General features: G+C 62.6%; 21 protein-coding genes. 15 read left to right on the plus strand and 6 right to left on the minus strand.

The genetic code is table 11. From position 1 onward, the window contains the following. Window positions 1-171: 171 nt before the first annotated feature. The 5 genes from ACYQ2T_RS12965 to ACYQ2T_RS12985 all read left to right on the plus strand — a co-directional run bounded on the left by ACYQ2T_RS12965 (window position 172) and on the right by ACYQ2T_RS12985 (window position 6630). Window positions 172-330, plus strand: coding sequence for a symporter small accessory protein (locus tag ACYQ2T_RS12965; RefSeq protein ID WP_404843382.1), 159 nt, complete (start codon window positions 172-174; stop codon window positions 328-330). Next, window positions 327-1928 (plus strand): sodium:solute symporter family protein, encoded by a 1602-nt coding sequence (locus ACYQ2T_RS12970; RefSeq protein WP_459901109.1) that lies wholly within the window; start codon window positions 327-329, stop codon window positions 1926-1928. Before ACYQ2T_RS12965 ends, ACYQ2T_RS12970 begins: the two co-directional genes overlap by 4 nt. A gap of 249 nt (window positions 1929-2177) precedes the next feature. Then, complete coding sequence (locus ACYQ2T_RS12975) at window positions 2178-3155, plus strand: UDP-glucuronic acid decarboxylase family protein (protein WP_459901111.1); 978 nt, start codon at window positions 2178-2180, stop codon at window positions 3153-3155. 208 nt (window positions 3156-3363) lie between these two features. After that, on the plus strand, window positions 3364-4788 hold the full coding sequence (gene pyk / locus ACYQ2T_RS12980; RefSeq protein WP_459901113.1) for a pyruvate kinase: 1425 nt from the start codon (window positions 3364-3366) through the stop codon (window positions 4786-4788). 570 nt (window positions 4789-5358) lie between these two features. Continuing rightward, window positions 5359-6630 (plus strand): OmpP1/FadL family transporter, encoded by a 1272-nt coding sequence (locus ACYQ2T_RS12985; RefSeq protein WP_459901115.1) that lies wholly within the window; start codon window positions 5359-5361, stop codon window positions 6628-6630. A 213-nt stretch (window positions 6631-6843) separates the two neighbouring features. On the opposite strand, the gene ACYQ2T_RS12990 is transcribed toward ACYQ2T_RS12985, so the two are convergent. Next, a complete protein-coding gene (locus tag ACYQ2T_RS12990) occupies window positions 6844-8373 on the minus strand; it encodes a MinD/ParA family protein (protein ID WP_459901116.1) in 1530 nt (509 codons plus the stop codon). Next, window positions 8370-11042: an HDOD domain-containing protein gene (locus ACYQ2T_RS12995; protein WP_459901118.1), complete on the minus strand. Its 2673-nt coding sequence runs from the start codon at window positions 11040-11042 to the stop codon at window positions 8370-8372. The genes ACYQ2T_RS12990 and ACYQ2T_RS12995 overlap by 4 nt, the downstream gene beginning before the upstream one ends. A 278-nt stretch (window positions 11043-11320) precedes the next feature. Between ACYQ2T_RS12995 and ACYQ2T_RS13000 the strand changes: the two genes are divergently transcribed. After that, complete coding sequence (locus ACYQ2T_RS13000) at window positions 11321-12757, plus strand: HD domain-containing phosphohydrolase (protein ID WP_459901120.1); 1437 nt, start codon at window positions 11321-11323, stop codon at window positions 12755-12757. A gap of 425 nt (window positions 12758-13182) precedes the next feature. On the opposite strand, the gene ACYQ2T_RS13005 is transcribed toward ACYQ2T_RS13000, so the two are convergent. Together ACYQ2T_RS13005 and ACYQ2T_RS13010 are read right to left on the minus strand one after the other, a co-directional pair. Further along, on the minus strand, window positions 13183-14415 hold the full coding sequence (locus ACYQ2T_RS13005) for a peptidase U32 family protein (RefSeq protein WP_459901122.1): 1233 nt from the start codon (window positions 14413-14415) through the stop codon (window positions 13183-13185). A gap of 4 nt (window positions 14416-14419) precedes the next feature. After that, on the minus strand, window positions 14420-15280 hold the full coding sequence (locus tag ACYQ2T_RS13010; protein ID WP_459901123.1) for a PHP domain-containing protein: 861 nt from the start codon (window positions 15278-15280) through the stop codon (window positions 14420-14422). Window positions 15281-15424: 144 nt separating this feature from the next. Between ACYQ2T_RS13010 and ACYQ2T_RS13015 the strand changes: the two genes are divergently transcribed. From ACYQ2T_RS13015 to ACYQ2T_RS13030, 4 genes are all read left to right on the plus strand, one after another. After that, entirely contained in the window at window positions 15425-15634 is a 210-nt protein-coding gene (locus ACYQ2T_RS13015; protein ID WP_404843372.1) for a Trm112 family protein, read from the plus strand. A gap of 603 nt (window positions 15635-16237) precedes the next feature. After that, on the plus strand, window positions 16238-16657 hold the full coding sequence (locus ACYQ2T_RS13020) for an SxtJ family membrane protein (protein ID WP_459901125.1): 420 nt from the start codon (window positions 16238-16240) through the stop codon (window positions 16655-16657). 47 nt (window positions 16658-16704) lie between these two features. Further along, window positions 16705-16854 carry a DUF5989 family protein gene (locus ACYQ2T_RS13025; RefSeq protein ID WP_404843370.1) on the plus strand — a complete coding sequence of 50 codons (150 nt, stop codon included), beginning with the start codon at window positions 16705-16707 and terminating at the stop codon, window positions 16852-16854. A 433-nt stretch (window positions 16855-17287) separates the two neighbouring features. Further along, window positions 17288-19144 carry a carbamoyltransferase family protein gene (locus tag ACYQ2T_RS13030; protein ID WP_459901126.1) on the plus strand — a complete coding sequence of 619 codons (1857 nt, stop codon included), beginning with the start codon at window positions 17288-17290 and terminating at the stop codon, window positions 19142-19144. 224 nt (window positions 19145-19368) lie between these two features. Here the strand turns inward: ACYQ2T_RS13030 and ACYQ2T_RS13035 are convergent, their stop codons facing one another. After that, window positions 19369-20562 carry a pyridoxal phosphate-dependent aminotransferase gene (locus tag ACYQ2T_RS13035; protein WP_459901128.1) on the minus strand — a complete coding sequence of 398 codons (1194 nt, stop codon included), beginning with the start codon at window positions 20560-20562 and terminating at the stop codon, window positions 19369-19371. Window positions 20563-20648: 86 nt separating this feature from the next. After that, window positions 20649-22079: a sigma 54-interacting transcriptional regulator gene (locus ACYQ2T_RS13040; RefSeq protein ID WP_459901130.1), complete on the minus strand. Its 1431-nt coding sequence runs from the start codon at window positions 22077-22079 to the stop codon at window positions 20649-20651. Between the two features lie 167 nt (window positions 22080-22246). Between ACYQ2T_RS13040 and larB the strand changes: the two genes are divergently transcribed. The 5 genes from larB (at window position 22247) to ACYQ2T_RS13065 (ending at window position 25794) form a co-directional block, all read left to right on the plus strand. After that, entirely contained in the window at window positions 22247-23050 is an 804-nt protein-coding gene (gene larB, locus ACYQ2T_RS13045; RefSeq protein ID WP_459901132.1) for a nickel pincer cofactor biosynthesis protein LarB, read from the plus strand. Next, entirely contained in the window at window positions 23051-23815 is a 765-nt protein-coding gene (locus tag ACYQ2T_RS13050) for an acyl-[acyl-carrier-protein] thioesterase (protein WP_459901133.1), read from the plus strand. It begins immediately after the preceding gene. Between the two features lie 156 nt (window positions 23816-23971). Continuing rightward, window positions 23972-25045 carry a M24 family metallopeptidase gene (locus ACYQ2T_RS13055; RefSeq protein WP_459901135.1) on the plus strand — a complete coding sequence of 358 codons (1074 nt, stop codon included), beginning with the start codon at window positions 23972-23974 and terminating at the stop codon, window positions 25043-25045. Next, on the plus strand, window positions 25042-25332 hold the full coding sequence (locus ACYQ2T_RS13060) for a DUF4911 domain-containing protein (protein ID WP_459901137.1): 291 nt from the start codon (window positions 25042-25044) through the stop codon (window positions 25330-25332). The genes ACYQ2T_RS13055 and ACYQ2T_RS13060 overlap by 4 nt, the downstream gene beginning before the upstream one ends. A gap of 18 nt (window positions 25333-25350) precedes the next feature. Then, complete coding sequence (locus tag ACYQ2T_RS13065) at window positions 25351-25794, plus strand: hypothetical protein (RefSeq protein WP_459901138.1); 444 nt, start codon at window positions 25351-25353, stop codon at window positions 25792-25794. The last annotated feature ends 1 nt before the right edge of the window (window position 25795 follow it).

Consider the following 25795-nt stretch of genomic DNA (forward strand, 5'->3'; position numbering starts at 1 on the left):
CGGACCAAGGTGATAACCGCTTTAGTTCGCAGTCTAATTTGGACGAAACACGGCGGGAAGTCAACGCCGCGGCCGGATGGAGGTCCTTGACAGCAAGGACAACCATTGCCTACTCAACCAGTTCGCAATCGGATATCCTTCCGGTTTTTTTCGCATAGGGAGGTCTTTGACATGCTTGGTTTTGACAATGGCGCCGTAGCGCTTGCCGTGTGGTTGACCCTTGGGGCCGCCGCCGCAAGCGTCATCTACGGCGTGGTCAACTGGAACAGGGGAGGAGAGGACGCCGAAGGGGTCGGTACGTCATCTTCCGGGGAGGAGCCGCACGAATGATGCTGAAGGCTCTGGCCACAACCCTGTACATGCTGGTGGTGTTCTATCTGGGCTACAGAGGCTGGAGGGACACCAAGGTCGCCACGGACTACATGCTGGCCGGACGGCGGATGCATCCGTTTGTCATGGCTATGTCCTACGGGGCGACGTTTATTTCCACATCGGCCATTATCGGCTTTGGCGGCGTGGCCGGAATGTTCGGCTTTTCGCTGATGTGGCTCACCTTTTTGAATATTGCGGTGGGCGTGTTGTTCGCCATGACCGTCCTTGGCAAGCGCACCCGCCGCCTTGGCCTTGCGCTGGACTGCTTGACCTTTCCCGAGCTTTTGGGGGCGCGGTATCAGTCGCGCTTTATTCAGGGCTTTTCCGGGGGAGTGATTTTCCTGTTCGTCCCCGTGTACGCGGCGGCGGTTTTGCTCGGCATCTCGCATATGATTGAGGTGTCGCTTGGCATCCCGCTGGAGACGGCCATGGTGGGCTTTACGCTTATCCTTGCGCTGTACGTCATTACCGGCGGCCTGAAGGCCGTGATGTATACGGACGCCTTTCAGGGCACCATTATGGCCGCCATGATGGTGGTGCTGGTCACCGTGACGTATTCCAAGCTGGGCGGCGTGACGCAGGCGCATCAGACGCTGGCGTCCATGGCGCACTTGATGCCGGAATCCCTGCGCGCAGGGGGCATGGAGGGCTGGACGCAGGGCATTCGCTTCGGCACGCCCATCTGGCTCACCGTGTTTACCACCATCGTCTACGGGGTGGGCATTGGCGTCTTGGCACAGCCACAGCTTGCCGTGCGCTTTATGACCGTGGAAAGCGACAAGGAACTCAACCGCGCTGTGCTCTACGGCGGGGTGTTCATCCTGCTGCTGCCCGGCGTGCCCTACGTGGTTGGCGCGCTGTCCAATGCGGTGTTCTATGAGACCTTCGGCAAAATCGCCATCGTCATGGCCGAGGGGAACTACGACCGCATTATCCCGCTGTACATTGAGCGCATCATGCCGGGGTGGTTCTCCGCGCTGTTCCTTATGGCGATGTTTGCCGCGGCCATGAGTACGCTGTCGTCCCAGTATCATGTGGGCGGAACGTCCCTTGGGCGCGACGTGTTCCACAAGGCCCTGCGCCTGTCCAATGGCGAAACGTTCAAGGTCACCCAGATGGGCGTGGCCGTGACCATCTTCATGACCCTTGTGTGGGCGTGGGTGCTGCCGGGGAGCGTGATAGCCCGGGCGACGGCGTTCTTCTTCGGGCTGTGCGGCGCGGCGTTTTTGCCCGCCTATTGCCTTGGCCTGTATTGGCGGGGCATGACGCGCACCGGGGCCATAGCATCCATGATGGGCGGCTTTGCCGTGTCCATGTTCTGGCTGCTGTTTGTGCACCTGAAGGAATCGGCGGCCCTTGGGCTGTGTCAGGCCGTCGCCGGTGTGCCGTCCCTTGCGGCGGCCGCGCCGGAGGGCAGCACGCTGTGGCTGCTGCAATGGCTGGACCCCAACGTGGTGGCCCTGCCCGTGAGCATGACCCTTGCGGTGGTGGTCAGCCGTATGTCCCAGCCAATGGACGCCGCGCACGTTGCGCGGTGCTGGCGGTATTTCCGCTGACGCTGGGCACAATGAACCGACCGACAGGGGAACGCGCGTGGCGCGTTCCCCTTTTTTCTTGGCATATCGGTGCGCTGTGCTGGTACGAGGGGCGCTGTGTATGATAGGTATGGTGATGCATTGCCCTGTGGTGCGCCCACGCGCCGGGAGCGGGGCGGGTGCGATTCTTGCTAGCATGACTCCGCTTTGGTGGGGCGCGTCGGGAATCCGGCGGCGCTCCGAAACCCTTCCTAGGACAGAGGATTGACGATGCATATCAGAAAGCGCGTGCTTGTGACCGGTGGCGCGGGATTCCTTGGTTCGTTCTTGTGCGAGCGGCTGCTGAATGACGGCTGCGACGTGCTGTGCGTGGACAACTACTTCACGGGAGCGCGGCGCAATATTACGCATCTGCTGGATAACCCGTACTTTGAGCTGATGCGGCACGACGTGACCTTTCCGCTGTATGTGGAGTGCGACGAGATTTATAATCTGGCCTGTCCGGCCTCGCCCATCCATTACCAGCACGACCCGGTACAGACCACCAAGACGTCCATCCACGGGGCCATCAACATGCTGGGCCTTGCCAAGCGCACGCGCGCCAAGATTTTTCAGGCCTCCACATCCGAGGTCTACGGCGACCCGGAGGTGCATCCGCAAAACGAGTCCTACTGGGGCCGCGTGAATCCCATAGGCCGCCGCGCCTGCTACGACGAGGGCAAGCGCTGCGCCGAGACGCTGTTTTTCGACTACCACCGCCAGCACGGGCTGGGCATTAAGGTGGCGCGCATCTTCAACACCTATGGCCCGCGCATGCATCCCAACGACGGACGTGTGGTGTCCAACTTCATCACACAGGCGCTGCGCGGCAAGCCCATCACCGTGTACGGCGATGGTTCGCAGACGCGCTCCTTCTGCTATGTGGACGACCTGATTGAAGGTTTTGTGCGCCTGATGGATGCGCCGGACGAGGTGACCGGGCCTATGAACCTTGGCAACCCGGGCGAGTTCACCATTTTGGAGCTGGCGGAAATCGTTATTGAGATGACTGGCAGCCGCTCCACCATCGACTTTAAGCCCCTGCCCGGTGACGACCCCACCCAGCGCAAGCCCGACATCACCTTTGCCCGTGAGACGTTGGGCTGGGAGCCGCGGGTTGCGCTGCGTGATGGCCTGAAGAGCACCATCGCGTATTTTGACGACCTGCTGCGCGAAATGGACGACATCTCCCTGGGCCGCCTGAACTAACGCCGGGGCCGCGGCGTTCTTCGCAGGGTGGGTTTTCCCCTGTGCGTGCTTCGGCCCTTTTGCTTGGGGCTGGAGTTTGGTATTCGTGGATGGGAGCGGGAGCAGAACTCCCGCGGTCTTCCCGTCCTGCGCCGCTTGGGCCTCGCGCCCTTGGCGGCGGCACACGAAAACTGGGACGGACACGAACGTCTAAACCCGGAAGGATAGTATGCGAACGAAGATCATCGCCACGCTCGGCCCGGCCTCCATGAAGTACGACATCATGAAGGGCATGGTGGAGCACGGGGTCCGCATTTTTCGTTTGAATTTTTCGCATTCCAATGCCGAGGCCTTTAAGCCCGTTGTGGCGGACATCCGCAAGCTGGAGCAGGAGACCAACCTCCGCCTGACCATCATGGGCGACCTGTGTGGTCCCAAAATCCGCATCGGCGAGGTGGAAGGCTCCCCCTTGCAGATCAACAAGGGCGACCGGGTGCTCCTTGGCCTGCCGAGCTACCAGCCGCAGACCATAGGCCGGACTTTTGTCAGCCTTGATGTGCCCGAACTTTTGCAGGGGCTTGGCGTTGGCGACGCGGTGTACCTTGCCGACGGCATGCTGCGCTTTACCGTGACCGAGGTGCAGGAACAGGACGAACTGTTCGAGATGGAGGCCAATACCGAAGGCCTGCTCACCTCGCACAAGGGCATTGCCTTCCCGGACAAAATTCACCCGCTTCCCGCCCTGACGGAAAAGGACAAGCAGGACCTCGCCGAAGGCCTGCCCATCGGGCTGGACGCTGTTGCCATGTCTTTTGTGCAGACGGCGGCGGATGTGAAGGAGCTGAAGGACCTGATTGCCCAGCATGGGTCGTCGGTGCCCGTGGTTGCCAAGCTGGAGCGCAAGCGCGCTGTGGAGAATGTGGAGTCCATTGTTGAGGCGGCGGATGCCATTATGGTGGCGCGCGGCGACCTTGGCGTGGAGTGCTCGCTGTCCACCCTGCCCGTGGTGCAAAAGCGGATTATCCGCGCCTGCCGCCACAAGCAGAAGGCCGTCATCGTCGCCACGCAGATGATGTTGTCCATGGTCAAGAATCCCGGCCCCACCCGCGCCGAGGCAACGGACGTGGGCAACGCCGTTATGGACGGCGCGGACTGCGTGATGCTGTCCGAGGAGACGGCCATCGGCAACTATCCCGTGGAGACCTGCGCGTATATCCAGGGCATTGCCCAGTACTGCGAGGATTACTATCTGGAGCGCCTTGGTGGCGCCTTCCGGCCGAGTCCGGAGAAGAACATCGTCAAGTACCTTGCCTATTCCGCCTGCGTGGTGGCCGAGCATGCCGAAAGCGCGGCGCTGGTCTGCCATTCCACCAGCGGCAGTACGGCGCGGATGCTGTCCAGCCGCAGGCCGTCGCTGGTCATCTATGCGCTGTCACCGGATGAAAAGGCGCTGCGGATGCTGAACTTTTTCTGGGGTGTGGTGCCGCGCGGGACGGACCCCAGCATAGAGAGCCACCTCCAGCGCGCCATTGCCTTTGTGCGGGCCGAGGAGAGCATAGCCCCCGGACACTCTGTGGTCATTACTTCGGGGCAGCCGCATCCGCCGGGACAGCCCGAGACCAAAACGAACACCATTAAATTGTTCTATAAGTAGAAACTTTTTTCTTCGGAAACAGACAGTGCCCCGCAGCCGACGGCTGCGGGGCGCTTTTGCGTTGGTGGCGGGGGTTGGGGGCACTTTTCCTGTGCAAAATCCAAGGGCGGATACCTGTATGCTGTGGCGTGGAGTAGTGGTGATGGGTTGTGTGTACTTGATGTGTGTTGACGGGTGTGGTCGTGGCGCTTTGTGTATGAAAAAAGGTGTGCAGCGCCGTGATGCATTCTGCGGATGCTCTGTTGTGTGTGTCCGGCCTGCGCGGTGCGGTGTGTTTTTCGTTTTGTGCTGTGAAAACATGGGCGCTGCGTTTTGCGAGGCGTGCACAGCGGTATTTCTGACAAGACTAGTCATCTGCAAGGAATTAGGGTATGCCGTCCGGATTCCAAAAGTTTTGAATCGGTGCCGGTAAAATTGCGTTCGCAATTTATTGTTAAGCACAACGGTTTATCTCGGCGGTGAACCATGCCGTATCAATGGCGCACGCCATGTTCAGGCGGCGGATAATTGACACCGCAATACGTCGGTCCCGAATCACTGATGCAGCTGAGATGATGAAGAGAGGGTTGTATGAAATCTGTTTTGAAGTGTCTTGTCCTGACGGCGCTCATCGTGATGTGCGCATTCCAGAATGTGCAGGCCGCGGGGTATGGCCTGTACGAATTTAGCGCGCGTGGCAACGCGCTGGGCGGTTCGCTCATCGCCCGCACGCCAGATGCCTCCACGGCTGTCTTTAACCCCGCCAACGTGACCAACTTGCCCGGCACGCACTTTCAGGCCGGGTTCACGGCCATTAATCCGTATTCCACCATCACCTTTGATGACGACAAATACGGCGACGCTACGGGCAAATCCAATCTGTGGATTCCCCCGCACATGTACTTCACCTACCAGCAGGGTGAAAACCTATGGATTAACCTCGCCACATTCTCCCGCTTCGGCCTTGGCACCGAGTTTGAGGAAGACTGGTCCGGCCGCTACAACGTGAACTACGCGGGCATCGAAACGGTGTCCTTTAGCCCCTCCATCGCATGGAAAGCCAACGACAAGCTCTCCCTCGCCATCGGCCCGGAGTTCATGTGGTTCAAGTTCCGGCAGGAGAAGGTGCTTGACGCAAGCAAGCACAATAACCCAGCGACTGACGAATACGATTTTGATATGGCTCTTGAGGGCGATAGCGTGGGCATGGGTCTGATGCTGGCCATGCACTACCAGTATGATGACGACCTTGCTTTTGGTCTGACCTACCGCAGTCAGGTGAAGCAGGACGTGCAGGGTGATTTGACGTTTTCTATCCCTGATTCAAATCCTGCAGCGGCAGGGCTTCGTAAGATATACAAGAAGACAGGCGCAGGGGCGAAAATCATCCTCCCCGATGAAATATTTGCCGGCGTGTCCTACAACGTAACGGACCGCCTTTCCGTGGAAGCCGACCTCGTGTGGACCAACTGGAGCTTGTACAACGAACTGAATATTAATAATGACAGCGACGCTATTCCGAATTCCAGCTCCACCAAGGACTACAACGATACCATCCGCGTGCAGCTTGGTGCGGAGTACCAGTACAACGACTGGCTGACCCTGCGCGGTGGTTACGTGTTCGACCAGTCCCCCATCGAGGACGAATACGCCGAGTACCTGTTGCCCACGGGCGACAGGCACCTGTTCTCCGCCGGTACCGGCTTCCGCTTTGACGAGCATTGGACCCTCGACCTGTCCTACACCTACCTCGTCGCCGAGGAGCGCCACTTTGATGAGCGCAAGGCCGAGGCCATCTACGACTCCAAGGGACACAACACCTTCACCCACCTTGTGGGCGTGACCGTGGGCTACGACTTCTAGCAGCCCGCTGAAGACGCGAAAAACAAGCGGCCCGGATGTCCAAGGACATCCGGGCCGCTTTTATTTTGGAAAAGTGTCGTGCAGGGGGAGAAGGGCGGAGGCGTCTCGCCGACGGTCCGGCCGCGTGTCTGCTGGTCAGCCGTTAGCTACTTTCGGGCGGCTGGGAGGACGAAGGCGAGCGTTAGCGCCAGAGGAGTGGCGCGCCGCGCGCTGCTACGCCACCTCATGCGCGGGCTTTGCCGCTTCCGTGAAGGTGCGGCGCAGGTCCGAGACGGAAAAGGGCTTGTCGATAATCGTCACCTGCGGGGCAAGGTGCGGTTCTGCCGCCGGGGGCCGGCGGTAGCCGCGCAGCCACACCACAGGCGTCTCCCCGGTGCGTGCCAGCAGGCTTTCAATATGCGCGGCCGGGCCGTCCCAGCACACCACGCCAAGGCGGTAGGGCGCAAAGTCCGGCATGGACGAGCGCGTGGGCAGCGGCGCAAGGTCCACCCGGTAGCCCGTATCCGTCAGCATTTCCACCAGCAGGTCGCGCAGGGCATCGTCCGGGCACAGAAGCAGCGCGGGGTGCCGCTCCACAGGCGGGGCGGCAGGCTCCATCTTCGGCTCCGCCGGAGCGCTGGAAGCATCGCCTTCAAAAGCATCTTGCGGCGCACGCAGGGGGGCGGGCTGGTGGGAGATTGGCCGAAGCGGCGCGGGCTGGGCCGCAGGGGGCGCCGTGTGGGAGCTTTGGAGCCGGGCGCGCAGGTCGCTGATGCGCTTTCGCACCACGGAGCGTGTGGCCGCAGTCTGCGCGGGGCTGACGTCCGTGTCGATGCTTTCAAGCAAGGCGTCGATGCGGTCCAGTTCGTGGATGGCGTGGCGCAGGATGGGCGTTGACGCTCCTGTGGCGGGGTCCTTTCGCGGGGCGTCCGTGGTTTGCTTCAGCCGCATGACCGAGGCATCCAGAAAACGGTGCGGGCTGATCATGCGGTTTTTGGACACGGCGGTGGAGCGGATGCGCGAGGCCACGTTCCGCAGGGCCATGGCCGCGTTGGAGCCGGGGTGCGTCTCCATAAGGGGGCGCTGAAATGCCGAGGCCGAGGCGATACTTCTGTCCTCCGGAATATGCCCGAGGAAGGAGCAGTTCAGCCCAAGGCGCTGGCCAGCCGTGGCGCGCAGCTTTTCAAAGATGAGCCGCGCCTGTTTAGCGCTGCGGGCGCGGTTGACGAGGATGCGCGGCATCCACCACAGCCCCTCGCGCGAGAGGACTTTGGTCAGGGCGTAGGCGTCGGTGATGGAGGTGGCCTCCGGGTTCACCACAAGGATGACGTCCTTGGCGGACAGGCACAGCGAGGTTACCTGCGCGGTAATGCCCGGTGAATTGTCGATGATGATGTAGTCATAACTGCCAAGGGTGGCGCACTGCGTGACCAGCCGCTTGCGCATGGGGCGGGTGAGCTCGGCCAGCCGCGGCACGCCGGATGCGCCGGAAATAAGGTCCACACCGGGGCCAACGGGCATGATGGCATCACGCATGGGCAGGTCGTCAAAAAGGACGTCCTCCAGCGTGTGGCGGGGCTGGATGCCCAGCAGGATGTCCACGTTGGACAGCCCAAGGTCCGCATCCAGAATGCACACACTGTGGCCCATCTCGCCCAGCGCCCACGCAAGATTGACGGTGACGTTGGTCTTGCCCACGCCGCCCTTGCCGCTGGCGATGGACAGGATGCGCGTGGGCGATTCTCCCGGTGGCATGTGCGTCATGACTCCTCCTTCCCCAGCAGGGTCTCCACTTCGGTCAGCAGGGCGTTTATCTCAAAGGGCTTGCGGATGCACCGCCTTGCCCCAAGGCGCATGGCTTGGTCGATTTCGTCCGGACCGGCCATACCCGTCAGGATGACAACGGGCATATCCGCCAGCTTGTCCTGCGCGTGGGTCAGCAGCGACAGCCCGTCGCGTGAGGGCATGCGCAGGTCGAGCAGCAGCAGGCGGTAGCTGTGGGAAGCAAGGCGGGCAAGGCCTTCTTCACCATTACAGGCGGTTTCGACGCGGTAGCCCTTGGCCTCCAGCGATTCGCTGAGGATGTCGCGGATGTGGCGTTCGTCGTCCACCACAAGGATGGCGTCATCCACAGGCGGCGCTGGGGTGGGAGCGGGCGTGCTGGCCTGCGCGTCCGGCGTGGCAAGGGGCAGGGTCACGCGGGCGGTGGTGCCGCGCCCCGGCGCGCTTTCGTACGTCATTTCGCCGTCATGTCCCGCAACAATGCTGTAGGACGTGGACAGCCCAAGGCCCGTGCCCTTGCCTTCCTCCTTGGTGGAGTAGAAGGGGTCGAAAATTTTCTTGAGGGTTTCGTTCGTCATGCCCACGCCGTTGTCCGTTACCGTGAGCACCGCGCGGCGGCCACTGCCCGTCAGGCGGGTCCGGACGTGGATGCGCCCAGGCGTGGCCGGGTCTTCGCGCTCGGTAATGGCGTGTTCCGCATTGATGACAAGGTTGAGGAGCACCTGCTCCAGTTGGTTGGCGTCGCCAAGAATGTGGGGCAAATCCGGGGCAAGGTCGGTCTCCAGCCGGATGCCCTGCTTGCCCATTTCGCCGCGCACAAGGGCCAGCGTCCGCGTGACCACGTCCGCAAGGTTCGTCTTTTGCATCTTGGGCGGCATGGGGCGCGCAAAGTCCATCAGATTGCTGAGGATGGACGTGATGCGCTCAATCTGCTCCTTCATTTGGCTGAGGTCGCGCTTTTTTTTCTCGTCCTGCTCGCGGTGCTCCATGAGCTGCGTGCGCGCGTAGATGATGGCAAGAGGGTTGTTGATTTCGTGCGCGGCCCCGGCGGCAAGCTGACCCACGGCGGCGAGGCGTTCGGCCTGCACCAGTTTGGAGTTGAGGCCTTTGAGCTTGCGCAGGGTGGTGGCAAGGTGCTCCGCCCGGCTTTCCAGCCGCGCCAGCAGGTCAAGACGCTCCAGCGTAGCGGCCAGCAGTCCGGCAAGCTGGCAGTAGCCGATATGCTCCTGCGTCAGCAGCCGCGCCGAGGGCTGTTCGGGCACAAAAAGCATTTCCCCGATAAAGGCGCTGCCCGTTGCGAGCGGCGCAATGCAAAACGGCGACTGCACGATAAGGCGCGTTGGCGCTTCGCCATCCGGCACGGGCGAGCGCGACAGGTAGCCCGTCAGCACCGCGGCGAGGGCGCCGGATGGGATGGATTCCGCCGCATCCTGTGGCAGGGCAAGCTCTTCGGTGAGGGGCAGGCGCAGTTCCTGCGTGGTGGTGCCGTTCCAGTACAGTCCCTCTATGGCCGGGAGGTCCGCATTGACGCGGTACACAAACCCCTCGCGCGAGCCGAGGCGCGTGCGCATGGTGGAAGCCATAAGGATAAATGCGTCCCACGGGTCGTGCATGGCGGCAAGGCTTGGCCCCACGACGCCAATGGTCTCCAGAATGCGCCCCGAGCGGCGCAGGCGCTCCGACGTGTCAAAGAGGTTTGCGTTCATGCCCGCAAGGCTGGCATTGGCGCGCTGCAGTGCCTCGAAATAGAACCGTGCCGCGTCGGCATCCAGATCAAAAATGGCCGCGCGCTTGGCATACCCGTGGCCGATGCGGCTTTTGATGGCCTCTACCGCATCGTCCGTCAGGCCAAAGTGCGCCACCAAGGCGTCGCGCGTGGTGTCCTGCGGGCGCGACCAGCCGTCCACCATCACATCATGCGCCAGCAGGTTCCCCAGCTGCACAAGCGTAATGAGCCTGCGGTCCACTCCCAGCCCCGCAAGGGCGTCTGGCGTTTGGTGGTGCAGCCACGCCGCATCCGTCAGGCGGGCGGGCAGTTGCCACTGCTGGAGCAGCCATTTCCCGGCCTGCGTGTGGTCCACGCCAATGGCCTCGGTTTCAAGGTCCAGCATGGGCGCGCCCGTGGTTTTGCTCTCGTCCAGCAGGCGTTCGTAGATATGCGGCATGGCCATGAGCAGGACCAGCTTGCCGCAGTCGTGTACCATTCCGGCGGCAAAGGCCACGGATACAAGCTCCGGCGCAACCTCTTCGGCCAGCAATTCCGTTGCGACGGCGCTGGCGAGGGTGTGCTTCCAGATATTCGTCAGGTTGGTGTCGCCCTGCTGCGGCTCCGCAAAGAACGTGTCGCGGATGATGACCGAGAGCATGGCGTTCTTGAGGCTGGTAAAGCCGATGGTGGACAGCGCTTGCTCTACATTTTCAATGTGGCCGCGGTAGTCGTACTTCATGCTGTTGGCCATGCGCAGGACCTTGACCGTCAGCGCGGGGTCGGACTCGATAAGGTGGGAAATATGGGCGAAGTCCGCCGTTTCCTCCATGACTTCGGTCAGGATTTTTACGGCCACGGGCGGCGGTGCGGGCAGTTGCTCAATGTGGCGGATAACGGCTTTGACATCAGCGCCGCCGGAAGTTCTGGATTCGTCGGAGTGCATGGCCAGCCTTTTTCGTAACGGGTGTGCGGTGGACCGGGGAGCGGGTCCGGAACGGATCTTCTGTTCTCCGCATTACTGGAAGTAGGCAAAAAAGGCAAAAGCCGAGGGGGGATGCGCCACGCCGGAACAAAGGCCCACAGCGCCGTCTGGACAAGGTGCGCCGCCGTCATGTATGGCAGGAGAGCAACTGAGAAAGTGGTCCCTCCGGCCGCGACATCTCCCGCAAATTCGCACGCTTTCCAAACAGGGCTCCCACCCGACAAACGATCCAGACAGGCATGCAGCAGCACACCATTCTTCTCGTGGACGACGAAGCTGGAATCCTCGACATTTACCGAGAGGTGGTCGAAGAGGAAGGTCATACCGTGCTTACCGCAGGCAATGGCCGCGAGGCGCTTGATATGTTGGCCGCCCAGCCCGTTGATCTTGTGGTTTCCGACATTCGCATGCCCGTCCTCGACGGCCACGCCATGCTCGACGAAATGCGCCGCCGCGGCATGGATGCCGACGTCATCTTTCTTACCGGATACGCCACTGTGGACAGCGCCGTGCAGTGCTTAAACAGAGGGGCCAGCGATTATCTGGAAAAGCCCTTCAACGTCTTTAAGTTTCGCGACAAGGTACACGCCGTGCTCAGCAAGCGCCAACAGCGCCGCGCCCAGCTGGATGCGCCAGACGCCCTCGGCCTTGTTCATAATCTGCGCGAGGCCATCGCCGCGCACACCGACTTCAAGTCCATCGTTCGCGAACTGCTCAGCCACACCCGCAAGGTGTTCGACCCCGACGGATTAGCCCTCTATCTCGTCGGGAGCAAAGGCGCCGCGCCCAGCCCCAAAGTTGTCTGGGGCGAAGCCTTTCGTGGCGGGTGCGGGTGGTTCGACGCCGCTGCGCCGCATCTGTTCACCAGCGACGATCCCGTACTTTTCAGCCCCGGCGAGCTGACCGCGCATGTTCCCGACTGCCCCGCCGCCGTCTCCGTGATGTGCGCGCCCGTTGCCATGGGCCGGGGCGGGTATCTCGTCGTTATGCGTTCGCGCGAGTCCCGCGCCTATTCCTCCGCCAATCTCAGCCTGTTGGCGCTCTTTGCCATGCACGGCACCAGCGCCTTCGAGACCCTGCGCGTCGGCCGCAAGATGCAGGAGATGAATCTGGAGATCATCACCTCGCACGTTGCCTCCGTGGAAGCCAAGGACATCTACACCAAGGGGCACTCCGAGCGCGTCGGCCAGTACGCCGTCCTTCTCGGCCGTCAGATGGGTCTGCCCGAGCGTGAGCTGGAACTTCTCCGCTTCGCAGGCATTTTGCACGACGTCGGCAAGATCGGCATTCCCGACGAAATTCTCAACAAAGCGGGCCGCCTCACCGAAGACGAATTCGCGCGCATGCGCCAGCATCCGGCCATGGGACGCGACATCGTCTCCAAGATTTCCTCCTTCAAGGAACTGGTGCCCATCATCTATCACCATCACGAGCGCGTAGACGGCGCAGGCTACCCCGGTGGCCTTACCGGCGACAGCATTCCCTTCCTCGCCCGCCTCATCAGCGTCGTTGACGGCTTCGAAGCCATGACCTCCGACCGCTCCTACCAAAAGGCCCGGAGCGTCGAGGACACCGTCTCCATTCTGCGGGGCAATGCCGGCACACAATGGGACGCCGCCATCGTCGACGCATGGTGCGACGTGGTGCACAAGGAATTCCTCTTCCTGCCCAATTAGCGCCGCCCCGCGCCACCACTGAGGCAGCACGCAAAGCCGCCGCCCTGAGTTTCTCGGGGCGGCGGTTTTGTTTTGGGCTGAGTGGGTCGTTACGCGTGGGTCAAGAGGGTGCCTCCGGCGGCTCAAGGGTATGATACCCTTGAGAATCCCCAGGATTTTTCTGGCGGAAGCCGCCAGAAAAATAGGGGGTGGGGTGCGTTGCTGTACGTTTGGACAGTGTCCCGCGTTGGTGGGGCGGCTCTGTCGGGGCCGGAGAGAGGCTGTGTGGGGGGGACGGAAAAGTGGCGTATAAATGGGATCGTTAAGGGCCCGCGGCCCTTAACCCTGCGGAGCAAAAAAACGATGGCAAAAAGCCCCAAGACCCGCATGAAGTCGGCGGTCTTGGGGCGTAATGTTGTGGGCGTTGCGGCCAGCGCGTGGTGCGGCTAGGGGCGCAGGAACAGGCCTTTGGCGAGGGCGGGGTGGTTGGCGCGCAGGGTGAGGGTGAGGCCGGAGTGGCCGATGTCGCGTTTTTCGCCAAGGTCGTTTTCCAGCGCGTAGCTTCCGGCGTCGAGGACTGGGCGTTGGAGTCCGGGGACGAGGATGCGCACGGGCTGGGTGGTATCCCACTTGGAGCGTACGGCCACGGTCCATGCGTCGTCGCCGGTTTGCTCCACGATGCGGGCGAGCACGGGGCGCTGCTCTGGCGCGGCGGGGTAAGTGACGCGCTTGTCGCCGGGCAGGAAGAACCCTGTCGTCAGCGGGCGCGAGGCCGTGTTGAGCAGTTCGTGGAGGTAGGCCTGAGGGCGGAAGATGCCGTTTTGGACGTCGCGTAGGGCGGTGGCGTAGGCGTCCACCACCTGCGCGAGGTAGCCGCCGGATTTCATGCGGCCTTCGATCTTCAGGGACGTAATGCCCATGCGCATGAACCACGGCAGGAACTTGACGAGGCAGAGGTCTTCCGCCGCGAGGATGCTGCTCCAGCCGTCTTCTTCGTGGATTTCCCATGCCAATTCGCCGGGGCGGGTCTTTTCCTCCACGGCGATGGCGCGGACGCCGTAGTTGAAGCGGCACGGGTGCGTGCACTGCCCAAGGTTGGCCGAACGCGCGTTCATGTGCGCGGACATGGTGCAGCGTCCGGAGACGGCCATGCACATTGCGCCGTGGGCGAAGACTTCCAGCTCCAGCCCGGGCGTGGCGGCGGCGATGTCGCGGATGCCGCGCAGGCCAAGCTCTCGCGCAAGGTTGACGCGCGTGACGCCGAAGTCCTTCCAGAAAGCGGCGGATGCGGCGTTGGCGGTGTTTGCCTGCGTGGAAAGGTGCACCGGAATGTCCGGCAGGTGCTTGCGGGCAAGCATCAGGACGCCGGGGTCGGCGATGATGAGGGCGTCCGGGCGCGCGGCGTCCGTCATGTCGCCAAGGCGTTCCATGGCTTCGGCCACGCGCGGCAAGTCCTGCTGACGGGGCAGGGCGTTGAGGCAGACATAGGCGCTGACGCCGCTGGCGTGAGCTGTGCGCACAGCGTCGGCGAGGCCGTCCCATGTGAACCCGGCGCTTTTGGCGCGCAGGTTCATGGTGGGGCCGCCAAGGTACACGGCGGATGCGCCGTAGGTCATCGCTGTTTCGAGTTTTTCGCGGTTTCCGGCCGGGGCCAGAAGTTCGGGGGTGGTGGCGTTCATGATTCTAGGCGGGAAGTCCCTGCTTGATGCGTCGTTGTTTTATGGCGTCCAGCACGCTGACCGGGATGGCGAGGTTGCCCTTGCCGGTCCCCAGCTGGACATCTGGCTTCACGCTGCCGTGGAAGTCCGAGCCGCCGCTGACGGCAAGGTCCAACCGGTAGGCGAGGCCTTCGTATTCCTTTGTGAGGCGGTTGGAGTGCTCGGTATAGTGGCACTCCAGCCCATCCAGCCCCATGGCCTTCAGGCCCTTGAGGCAGTGGTAGAGGTCTTCGTACGCAAGGCGCAGCGTAAACGGATGCGCAAGGATAACCGTCGCCCCTTCGCTTTTCAGCAGTGCGATGGCTTCCTCGGGCGTCAGCTTTGCCTTGGGCACATAGGCCCGGCCCTTGTCGCCAAGGTAGTCCGTAAACGCCGCCTGAATGGTCGGCACGTGCCCCTTCTCAAGGAGCAGCTGGGCAATGTGTGGGCGGCCGATACTGCCGTTTCCGGCCTTAGCGCGAAGCTCCTCGTCCGTAATGTCCACGCCGCCGCTGCGGAGCTTTTCAAGGATGAGCGTGTTGCGGTTTTGGCGGTGCTCGGTCAGCGTTGTAATTTTCTCCACCAGCCGTTCGGGGCGCTCCGGCAAAAAGAGGCCGACAATGTGCATAAAGCCATGGTCCGAACTGACGCTGAGTTCGCAGCCGCCGATGACTTCCACCCCGTACTGCTCCCCAGCGGCAAACGCCTCGCCCAGCCCGGAAACCGTGTCGTGGTCCGTCAGCGCCAAGGCCGCGATGTCGCGCTCTTTGGCAAGGCGGATGAGTTCCGTTGGGGTGAGGGTGCCGTCAGAGGCCGTGGAGTGGGTGTGGAGGTCGATTATGGGCATGCTGCGTCCTTGTGTTCGCCGTGTGGCGGGTGGTATAGGCTTGAGGCATTGGCTAGTGCATACGCGCCGGGAGGTCAACGCCCGGCCTTGTGTCGCAGAAGGAATGCGGGTATAGCGTGGCAAGCGCCAGCAAGGAGGATTGAAATGGCTCTGAACAAGGAACTTCTCGATATTCTCGCCTGTCCTAAGTGCAAGGAATCCATTCATTTGACCCCAAAAGGGGATGGGCTGTACTGCGCCGCCTGCAAAAAGGTGTACCCCATCCGTGATGAGATTCCAATCATGCTGGTCGAAGAAGCCGTGCCCGCCAATGACTGGCCCGGTGGCGTCGGTCAGCCCGCGAAAGCCGACTAGACCCGCGAAGGTCTTTCTCCAGCAACAAAGCCCGCTGCTCTGTATGAGCAGCGGGCTTTTGTGCGTTTGGTGGTGGAGGCGTCGGTGGTGTCGGTGGTGGCGGGAGAGTGGGAGAGGGTGGTGGCGTAAAGAGGAAGAAGTGCCTCCGGCGGCTCAAGGGGCGTGCCCCCTTGAGAGTCCCATGTGCGCACAGACCGGGTGCGCTTGGATTGGGCGGTCGTCACCCCTGACGGCTCCCGCCTGAGTAGATGGGGAAGGTTTTTGGGGGGGCGTTGTCGCCGAGTGCAGACCGGTGAGAATCCCTGACAGGCGTGCGCAAGAAAAGGCAGAAAACCCGCCCACCCACCCTTATTTTCAGGAGCGGCTTCCGCTCCTGAAAATCCTGGGGATTCTCAAGGGAATCATTCCCTTGAGCCGCCGGAGGCCCTCTTCTCCTTTCTCTCCAGCCATGTAGGGGCGTCATTTGAGATGGACGTACAGAACGCGTGCAAAATCGGGATTTTGCTTGCGTGTGGGCTGTGGAGCGGCTATTTTCAGATGATCGGAAAAGTGTGTGCGTAGGTCTGCGGGGTGACTGACATCTTCATTCCAGAGGGGACGACAATGCGCGATATTGGGCAATGCCGGAGCGATTCGGCGGCCACGGCTGTGACGGATGCGCGGCGGCGCGCGGTGGACACGGGGCAGGCCATGGTGCTGGTGTGCCTGATAGCCTTCCTTGTGACCGGGGTGCGGGCGTGGGCGCTTGGGGCAACGGCGTGCATTGTGGTGACGATGGTTATCCCGCGTGTGTTTGCGCCTGTTGCCGTGGTGTGGTTTGGCGCGTCGCACGCGCTGGGCACCGTGGTGTCCAAGGTGCTGTTGACCATTATCTATTACGCGCTGGTGACGCCTGTTGGCCTGCTTCGCCGCGTCCTTGGCCGCGACCCGCTGCTGCGGCGACGGTGGAAGGACGGGGGCGGTTCGGTCTTTGTCCAGCGCGACCACACATTCACCGCAGCCGACGTGGACCGACCGTATTAGGCGCACCCGTGCGCCCCCAATTCACCCTCAGCCGGGAGGAGGCAGAAGTGGAGTTTCTGCGTGATTTATGGGGTTTTTTAGTCGTTCGGAAAAAGTTTTGGCTGTTGCCTATTATTTTAACGCTCCTCGTCTTTGGCGTGCTCATCGTCTTGACCAGCGGCACTGCCATTGCGCCATTTATTTATACGGTGTTCTAAGGACGCCAAAAAGTGGAAGAAAGAAGAAGGAAGGGGAAGAGTGTGCTCCGCAGGTTTAAGGGCCGTGGGCCCTTAAAAATCCCATGTGCGCACAGACCGGTTGCCTTTGAAAAGGGCGGCCGTCACCCCTGACGGCTCCCGCCTGAGGGGATGGGGAGAGTTCTTGGGGGGGGACGTTGCCGCCGAGTGCAGACCGGTGAGAACCCCTCTTGGGCGCAGAGAACGGGGAAGAAAAAGGCAGAGAACCCCGCCCGCCCACCCCCTTATTTTCGGGGCGGCTTCCGCCCCGAAAATCCTAAGGATTGTTAAGGAAATTATTTCCTTAACCCGCCGGAGGCCCTCTTCTGCCTTTTTCTTCCTCTTCTCTTCACAAAATCGAATCGCATTGCATCATGACCAGCACATCGCCTTTGCTTGAGACTGGGAGGAACGGATGAAGGGCGCGATACTCGGAATCTCGGCGTTTTATCATGACAGTGCCGCAGTGCTGTTGCAGGACGGCGTGATTGTGGCGGCGGCGCAGGAGGAGCGGTTTACGCGGCGCAAGCACGACCCGGATTTTCCGCGGCGGGCGGTGCGGTATGTGCTTCGCGAGGGCGGACTGACGCTGGATGAGCTTGATGCGGTGGTGTTTTATGACAAGCCGTATTTGAAGTTTGAGCGCTTGCTGGAGACGTACCATGCGTTTGCCCCGCGCGGGCTGACGAGCTTTTTGTCCGCGATTCCGGTGTGGATTAAGGAGAAGCTGTTCATGCGGCGGCTCTTGCGCGAGGAGCTTGGCCCGGCGCTGGACCATGGGGTGAAGCTGCTGTTTCCGGAGCACCATCTGTCGCATGCGGCGTCGGCGTTTTACCCGTCGCCGTTTGCGGAGGCGGCGATTCTGACGCTGGACGGCGTGGGCGAATGGGCGACCATGAGCATTGGCGAAGGCAAGGGCAAGGACGTGACGATGCTGCGGGAGCTGCGGTTTCCGCATTCGCTGGGCCTGCTGTACTCGGCGTTTACGGCGTTTTGCGGGTTCCGGGTGAATAGCGGCGAGTATAAGCTGATGGGCCTTGCGCCGTATGGCAGGGACGGCAGCGAGCGCGTGCGCGAGTGGAAGGCGCGGATTCTGAATGAGCTGGTGGACCTGCGCGAGGACGGCTCCCTGCTGCTGAACATGGAGTATTTCAATTACGCCACGGGCCTGACCATGTGCTGCAATGACAAATGGCAGCGGCTGTTTGGCATTGCCCCGCGCCAGCCGGAGACGGAGATTTCGCAGGAGTATATGGACATGGCGCTGGCCATCCAGCAGGTGACGGAGGAGGCGGTCTTTCGGCTGGCGCGTACGGCGCGGGAGCTGACGGGGCAGAGCAACTTGGTGATGGCTGGCGGCGTGGCGCTGAACTGCGTGGCTAATGGCAAGCTGATCCGCGAGGGCGTGTTTGATGATGTGTGGGTGCAGCCTGCGGCGGGCGATGCCGGGGGCGCACTGGGCGCGGCCTATGCCGCGTGGCATATCTGGAAGGGCGAGGAGCGCCCTGCGCCGGAGGGCGACGCCATGCGCGGGGCGTATCTGGGGCCGGAGTTTGAGGCCGGGGCGATACAGCGCGCGGCGCGGCGGTTTGGCGCGGTGTATGAAACGCATGATGATTGTGATGCGCTGTGCGAATTGGTGGCGGGGTATATTGCCGAGGGCAAGGTTGTCGGGTGGTATCAGGGGCGCATGGAATTTGGCCCGCGCGCGCTGGGCAACAGAAGCATCGTCGGCGACCCGCGCGACCCGGCGATGCAGAAAAAGTTGAACCTGAAGATTAAATACCGCGAGGGATTCCGTCCCTTTGCGCCGTCCGTGATGGATGAGGAACGCCAAGCGAATTTTGACCTTGATAGACCGTCGCCATATATGCTGGTGGTGGCCCCGGTGGCTGAGGGAGTGCAAAAGCCGCTGCCGGAGGGCTACGCGGAAATGCCCATGTACGAGCGGCTGTACGTCCAGCGCTCGACGATTCCGGCGGTGACGCATGTGGATTACTCCGCACGCATCCAAACGGTGCACCGGGAGACGAATCCCCGCTATTGGGCGTTGATTGATGCCTTCCGGCGTCGTACGGGCTGTGGGCTGGTGGTGAATACGAGCTTTAACGTGCGCGGGGAACCCATCGTATGTACGCCGGACGACGCGTATACGTGCTTTATGCGCACGGAGATGGACGTCCTTGTCATGGGCGACATGGTTTTTGTGAAGGAGCGCCAACCCGCGTGGAACGAGGATGGCGACTGGCGCGAGAGCTTTGAACTGGATTGACGGATGTGCGGGGCCGGGGCCGAGCGGCGAGGCGCACAACGTGCGGGGCCGGGCCGCCTGCGCCACGCCGCCAGCCTGCGTTCTGCTTGCCCAGAGAGTGCCCGGCGTACGGCATGAGTGAGAGACGTGGCACGTCGCCCCCGCGCGGCAGGTGGGCCGAGCAAAAGAAAAAGCCCCCGGAGCGTTGGCTCGGGGGCTTTGTTGTGGCGTGTGGTCGCTCTGCGCTATTGGGCGAAGCGGTCGTAGACCTTTTTGAAGCCTTCGGCGGAGCGGCGGATGACTTCCTCGCCCACACAGAACGTGAGGCGGAAGTGGCCGGGACAGCCGAAGCAGGAGCCGGGCACCGCGAGGATGCGCTCTTCCTGCAGGGCGGCGCAAAAGGCCTTGTCGTCCCCGCCGGGCGCCTCGGGGAAGAAGTAGAACGCGCCCTTAGGCATCACGAAGTTGTAGCCCGCATCGTCGAGCACGCGGGTCATGGCCTTGCGGCGTTCGGCGTAGACGGTGACGTTCACCTGCGAGCCGATGGCCTTGGCCATAAGCACCTGCCCGATGGCCGGGGCATTCACAAAGCCAAGGATGCGGTTGGTCAGGGTGATGGCCCCGATAAACTCGCGCAGCTCCGGCATATTGGGCGAGGGAACAACGTAGCCCACGCGCTCTCCGGCAAGGGAGAGATTCTTGGAGACGGAGCTGATGGTGACGGCGTAGGGGTACAGCGGCAGAATGGAGGGAACCTCCACCCCGTCAAAGGCGAGGAAGCGGTACGGCTCGTCCGCGATAAGGAAGATGGGGCGGCCGTATTCCTCGGTCTTTTTGGTGAGCAGGGCGGCCAGTTCGGTCAGCTGCTCGCGGGTGTAAACCACGCCGGTGGGGTTGTGGGGCGAGTTGATGAGCACGGCGCGGGTCTTGGCCGTGATGGCGTCGCCTATGGCGTCGATGTCCAGCTCAAAGGTGCCGGGGCGCGCGGGCACGGGCCGCAGGCTGCCGCCGTGGTTGCCCACATAAAAGCCGTATTCCACAAAATAGGGGGACGGACAGATGACTTCGTCACCCGGCTCAAGCACGGCGCGGAACATGGCGTTCAGGCCGCCAGCGGCGCCGCAGGTGATGATGAGGTCGTCCGCGTCGATGGCGATACCCTGTTCGCCGGAAAGATACTCGGCAAGGGCCTTGCGCGCGAAGGGATAGCCGGAGTTCGGCATATAGCCGAAGGTGAAGGGCTTGTCGGCGTCGGCGGCCAAGTCGGAGAGTGCCTGCCCCACTGCGGGCGGTGCGGGAAGGTCCGGGTTGCCAAGGCTGAAATCGCACACGGCGTCTTCGCCGTATTTCGCCTTGAGTTCCAGCCCGGCCTCGAACATCTTCCGGATCATGGATGCGCCCTTGAGATGTTCCGTAATTTCAGAGGCCAGAATCTGCATAGCTCTATCCTTTTTGCAAGTGCCGCAAGCGCCCCGTTGCGAAGAGGGCGCTTACGTTACGGTATCCGTGTTCCCCGTGTGTTGCGTCAGGGAACGGTCAGTCCCAGTTTTTTATATTCGGAGATCTTGTTGCGCAGGGTGCGCACAGAGATGCCCAGAAGCTCCGCCGCCTGCGTGCGGTTGCCGTCGGTCTGCTCCAGCCGCTTGAGGATGGCTATGCGCTCAATGTCCTGCAGGCGCATATCGTTCGCGCCAAGGGCGTCCTCCAGCGGAGAGTCGTCGTCAGCGCCAGCGTTCACGTCATCCTCGGGCAGTGCGCCGAGAACGTCGTCCTCCGGCAGGGGCCAGGAGTCCGAATCCAGCAGAAAGTGCACCTCGCGGATGGGCCCGTCTCCGGCAAGCAGGACGGCGCGCTCCATGAGGTTTTGCAGCTCGCGCACGTTGCCCGGCCAGTCGTAGGACAGCAGCCACTGGCGCGCCTCGTCGGAGAAAGCCAGCTTGGGCAGCGCGTATTCTTTGGTATAGTGGTCCACAAAGAACTGCGCAAGCAGGATGATGTCCTCGCCGCGCTCGCGCAGCGGGGGCAGGCGCAAGGGGATGACGTTCAGGCGGAAGAAGAGGTCTTGGCGGAAGGTCTTTTCCTTGACGCTTTCCTCAATGTCGCGGTTGGTGGTGGCCAGCACGCGAACGTCCACCTTCACGGTGTCCGAGCCGCCAACGCGGTCGATTTCGCCTTCCTGCAATACGCGCAGCAGCTTGGCCTGCAGGCCGAGGTCCATCTCGGTGATTTCATCAAGGAGGATGGTGCCGCCGCTGGCGAGCTCGAACTTGCCGAGCTTGCGGCTGATTGCGCCGGTAAACGCGCCCTTTTCATGGCCGAAGAGTTCGCTTTCCAGCAGGTGCTCGGGCAGGGCCGCGCAGTTGATGGCTACAAAGGGGCCGCCGTCGCGCTTGCTCTTGTGGTGCAGAAAGCGGGCGAACATTTCCTTACCAGTGCCGGATTCGCCGGAGATAAGGACGGACGCCTTGGACGGCGCAACCTGCGCGGCAAGGGCCAGCACGCGGCGCATGACGGGGTGGCGGCCAATAATGGTGACGCCGGACCCGGACCCGCTGGCGGAAGCGGCGGGCGCTTCTGCGGCCTGCGGGGCAGGCTTTGAGCCGTTGGACTGCGGCAGAACGGCGCGGATTTTTTCCCAGATGAGGGGCTCCAGCCAGTAGTCGCGCGCGCCAAGCTCAAGGATGCGCCGCGCTTCGGATGCGGAGCCGCGCTCGGTAAAAACGATGACGGGCGGAAAGTCCGCCACAGTGGCTGCGTGGCTCAGCAGGTCGTCGACCTTGTAGCCCGGCAGCGTGCTGGCGGAAAACACAACGCACGGCCCACTCTTGGCGATAAAGTCAAGAGCGCCGGAAAGGTTCTCGGCCAGTCCCGCGGTGATGCCTGCTTCCTTAAAGGCAGGAAACAGCTCCGTCACGGACTGGGGTTTAGACAGAAAAAGTATGGTCTTGCCCGACATGAGACAAGTCAATATCCTTTCCGCCGAGTATTTTCAATCGTTTGGCCGCCAGGAGGACGTGTCTTCCCGCCGCGGCGGCGGTCTGATGGCGGGAAGGGGCCGCACCCTCGGCGTTGGTGCCGGCCTCTCGTCAAAAACAAGGACACACGGTCAAAAAAGGAGAACCCATGAACGGTTCCGATCTGCTGGCCCTTTTTGCGCAGATAGCAGAAGGGGGCCTGTCGCCCGATGCAGCGCTGGAGCGCTTTACGGCCATGCCCATCGCGGAGCTGGCGGGCGGCGTTACCCTTGATCCGCACCGCCTTGCCCGGACCGGGGTTGGCGAAGTGGTCTTCGGCCCTGGCAAAACTTTGGCGCAACTGGAAACCTGTCTTCGTGGGTTGCAGGATGCAGGCCAACCTGCGCTAGCCACCCGTGTGGCGCCGGAAAAAGGCTACGCGCTCGGCGAGCGTCTGCCTAGTGGAATCTACCATGAACAGTCCGGAATGTTTATTCTTGGTGCGGATTTGGGCCTTGAGGGACCGTATCCGCAGCGGGGCGAGGTGTGCGTGGTGACGGCTGGGGCCTCGGATATGGGCGTGGCGCTGGAGGCCTACGGCGCGGCGCGCTTCTTTGGGCTGGACTGCGGGCTGGTGACGGATGTTGGCGTGGCGGGCGTGCACCGGCTGACGCCGCATCTGGAGGCCTTGTCGAGTGCGGCGGTGCTCATTGTGGTGGCCGGAATGGACGGCGCACTGCCCAGCGTGCTTGCCGGACTTGTGTCCCCGCCCATTGTTGCGGTACCCAGCACATCGGGCCGGGAGAATCAGATGGGCGGCGTGTCGTCACTGATGGCTATGCTCAACTCCTGCTCCCCCGGCGTTTCCGTCATGAATATCGACAACGGCTTCGGCGCGGCGGCCTTTGCCGCCAAGGTGGTGCGCGCCGTGCACAGAGCGCCCAAGCCAAATCCGGCGAAAGCGGAGGACTGAGTGGACGAATTGCAAACAGCCCCGGCGCGTGGGCACATGCCCTTTTGCGTGCGCATTGCCGACGCCGGGGTGGACGACATATGCGATATTGCCGCCGTTGCGGATTTTTTGCAGAACAGCGCGGCGGGGCACGCCGCAGACCTTGGCTTTCATAACGACGTGCTGGCCGCCGAGGGGGTGGCGTGGGTGCTGGTGCGCGAGTATATCGCCATGGACCGCTACCCCGCCATTGGCGAGCCGGTTACTGTGACCACATGGCCTGCGTCCCTCACGCGTACCCGTGCGCGGCGCGATTTTGTGCTCACCGGGCGCGATGGCGAGCGCCTTGGCGTCGCCACCAGTGTGTGGGTGACCATTGATGTTGCCAGCCGCCGCATTGCGCCCATACCGGCCATCGTGGCCGCCGCCTATCCGGATACGCCGGACCACAGTGTGGAATTGCCCGCAGGCAAGGTCCCCCGCCTTGGGGACGGCGCCACGCAGCGCACGGCCCGCATCCTGACGCGGCGCAGCGACCTCGACAGCAACGGCCATGTGAACAATGTTCACTATGTGGAGTGGGCTATGGAGGCCCGCCCGGAGGACCTGCCCGCGCGTCCGCTGACCTGTGACATCACCTTCCGCGCCGAGGCCGGAGCGGGGCAGATGCTCCTTTCCCACGCCGGGCGTGTGGACGGCAGGGTGCTGCACAGCCTTGTGCGCGAGGAGGACGGCGTGGAGGTGGCCCGGCTTGCCACCACGTGGCCGAAGGCCGCTGTTGCATAATTGGGCGCCTGCTTGGCGCGCTGGGCAGGCGGTCGCCCGTGGAGCGTGGCTCCGCGTTGGCGCGGCGTGTTTTCGCGCTCCGCATCGCTGTATCGGCACAAGATATCCCGGAGCGTGCTCCCCGTCACATTGACCAGACAACGGAAAGGACGACTGATGACTTCAGACATTTTCGCCTCGCGCCGGAACAGACTGCGCATGAAGCTTGTGGAGCATGGCCTTGATGCGGTGCTCATCTCCTTTGCGGCCAACAGATACTACCTGAGCGGCTTTGAACTGCACGACCCGCAGTGCAACGAGTCGTCGGGCATGGTGCTGGTGACCCGCTCCGGCGAGGACTGGCTGTTGACGGACTCGCGCTTTGTGGACGCCGCGGCGCGGCTGTGGAACCCGGAGCGTGTGTTTATCTACAAGGCCCCCCGGCACGACAGCATCGGTGCGTTTTTGCGCGACCAATGCACCGGGCCTGTGGGGTTCGAGAGCACGAGCTTCAGCTACCGCTTTTGGAAGGACCTGTCCGGCCACGTGAGCCTGATGCCCACCACGGGCATGGTGGAGAAGCTGCGCCTTGTGAAGGACGAGCGGGAAATCGCCGCCATGCGCGCCGCCTGCGCCCTGAACCACAAGGTCTTTGAGCAGGTGGAGCGCGACGTATTGCGCCCCGGCCTCACCGAAGCCCAGTTGGCGTGGGAGATTGAAAAGCGCTACCGCGAGCAGGGCGCAAGCGAGCTGGCCTTTGCCACCATCGCTGCCGTTGGTCCCAATGGCGCACTGCCGCACGCCATCCCCGGCGCGGACACCATCACGGAAAACTGCCCGGTGCTCATCGACAAGGGGTGCCGTGTGGATGACTATTGCTCCGACCAGACCCGCACCTTTTGGGTGGGAGACGCGCCAACGGACGCCTTCCGCTACGCCCTCGACAGAACGCGCGAGGCGCAGGCCGCGGCCATCAAGGTCATTCGTCCCGGCGTGCCTATCCGCGCGGCGTACGATGCCGCTGTGGACGTGTTTGCAAAGTATGGCGCGGAGAAGCATTTTACGCATTCCCTCGGCCATGGCGTGGGGCTGGAGACGCACGAACAGCCCGGCGTCGGGCCGCGAAGCGAGGGCGAATTCCGCCCTGGTATGGTGGTTACGGCGGAGCCGGGGCTGTATTACCCCGAGTGGGGCGGCATCCGCTGGGAACACATGGTGCTGGTCACCGAAGACGGCTGTGAGGTTTTGTGAGAAAACGACGTATAGGAAAGGCCAAAAGCCGCGCCTACGCGGAGGCGGCAATCCGCCCCGCGCGCTCGCGCCGCGTGTATTTACGCATGAATCCGGCGGATATGGCGTACCTCAAGTTTATTCTGGAGGGGTATGACAATTTGGCCTATTTGAGTACAGTGGACAGGTACAGCGCTGTGGCGCAGTTTGTGTACACCAAAGGGCAGGAGCGCGAGGCGCTAACCTTCCTTGAGGATATGCGCAAGGAACTCGGCTTCACCATTATCAAATCCTGCACCGGAGAATAACCACAAGGACGGCTGAGCATGGGACGCACCCGGAGAATGGCGATTGTGAGCGTGTTGGCCTTGGTGAGCCTTGTCTGTCTTGGAATGGGCAGCATGGGCCAGTCCGTAAAAGTGACCAAGGTGCCTGAGCCGGACCGGCTGTTCACTGCCGAGGTGGTGGACGCCGAGGATACGTCCTACACCGTGCGCCAATTCTCCGTGGAAGGGCTGACGCTGGTGCCGGTCACCCTTGGCAAGGCCGAGGTCAGCATTGACTTTGCCGCCATCCGCAGTGTGGAGTTCCAGTATGATGAGCCGACCCTTGCCGCCGTGGTCACCTACCGCGACGGCAGTACCCGCAAGGTGCGCGTGGAGCCGGGGGTGAACTTTTATGGCCGCACCAAGTGGGGCATGCTCCGCCTTGCCGCGCGCGACGTGCGGCGGGTGACCTTTGTGCAGCAGGAGGCGACGCCCGCGCCGTAAT

The sequence above is a fragment of the Desulfobaculum senezii genome, from assembly GCF_054657395.1.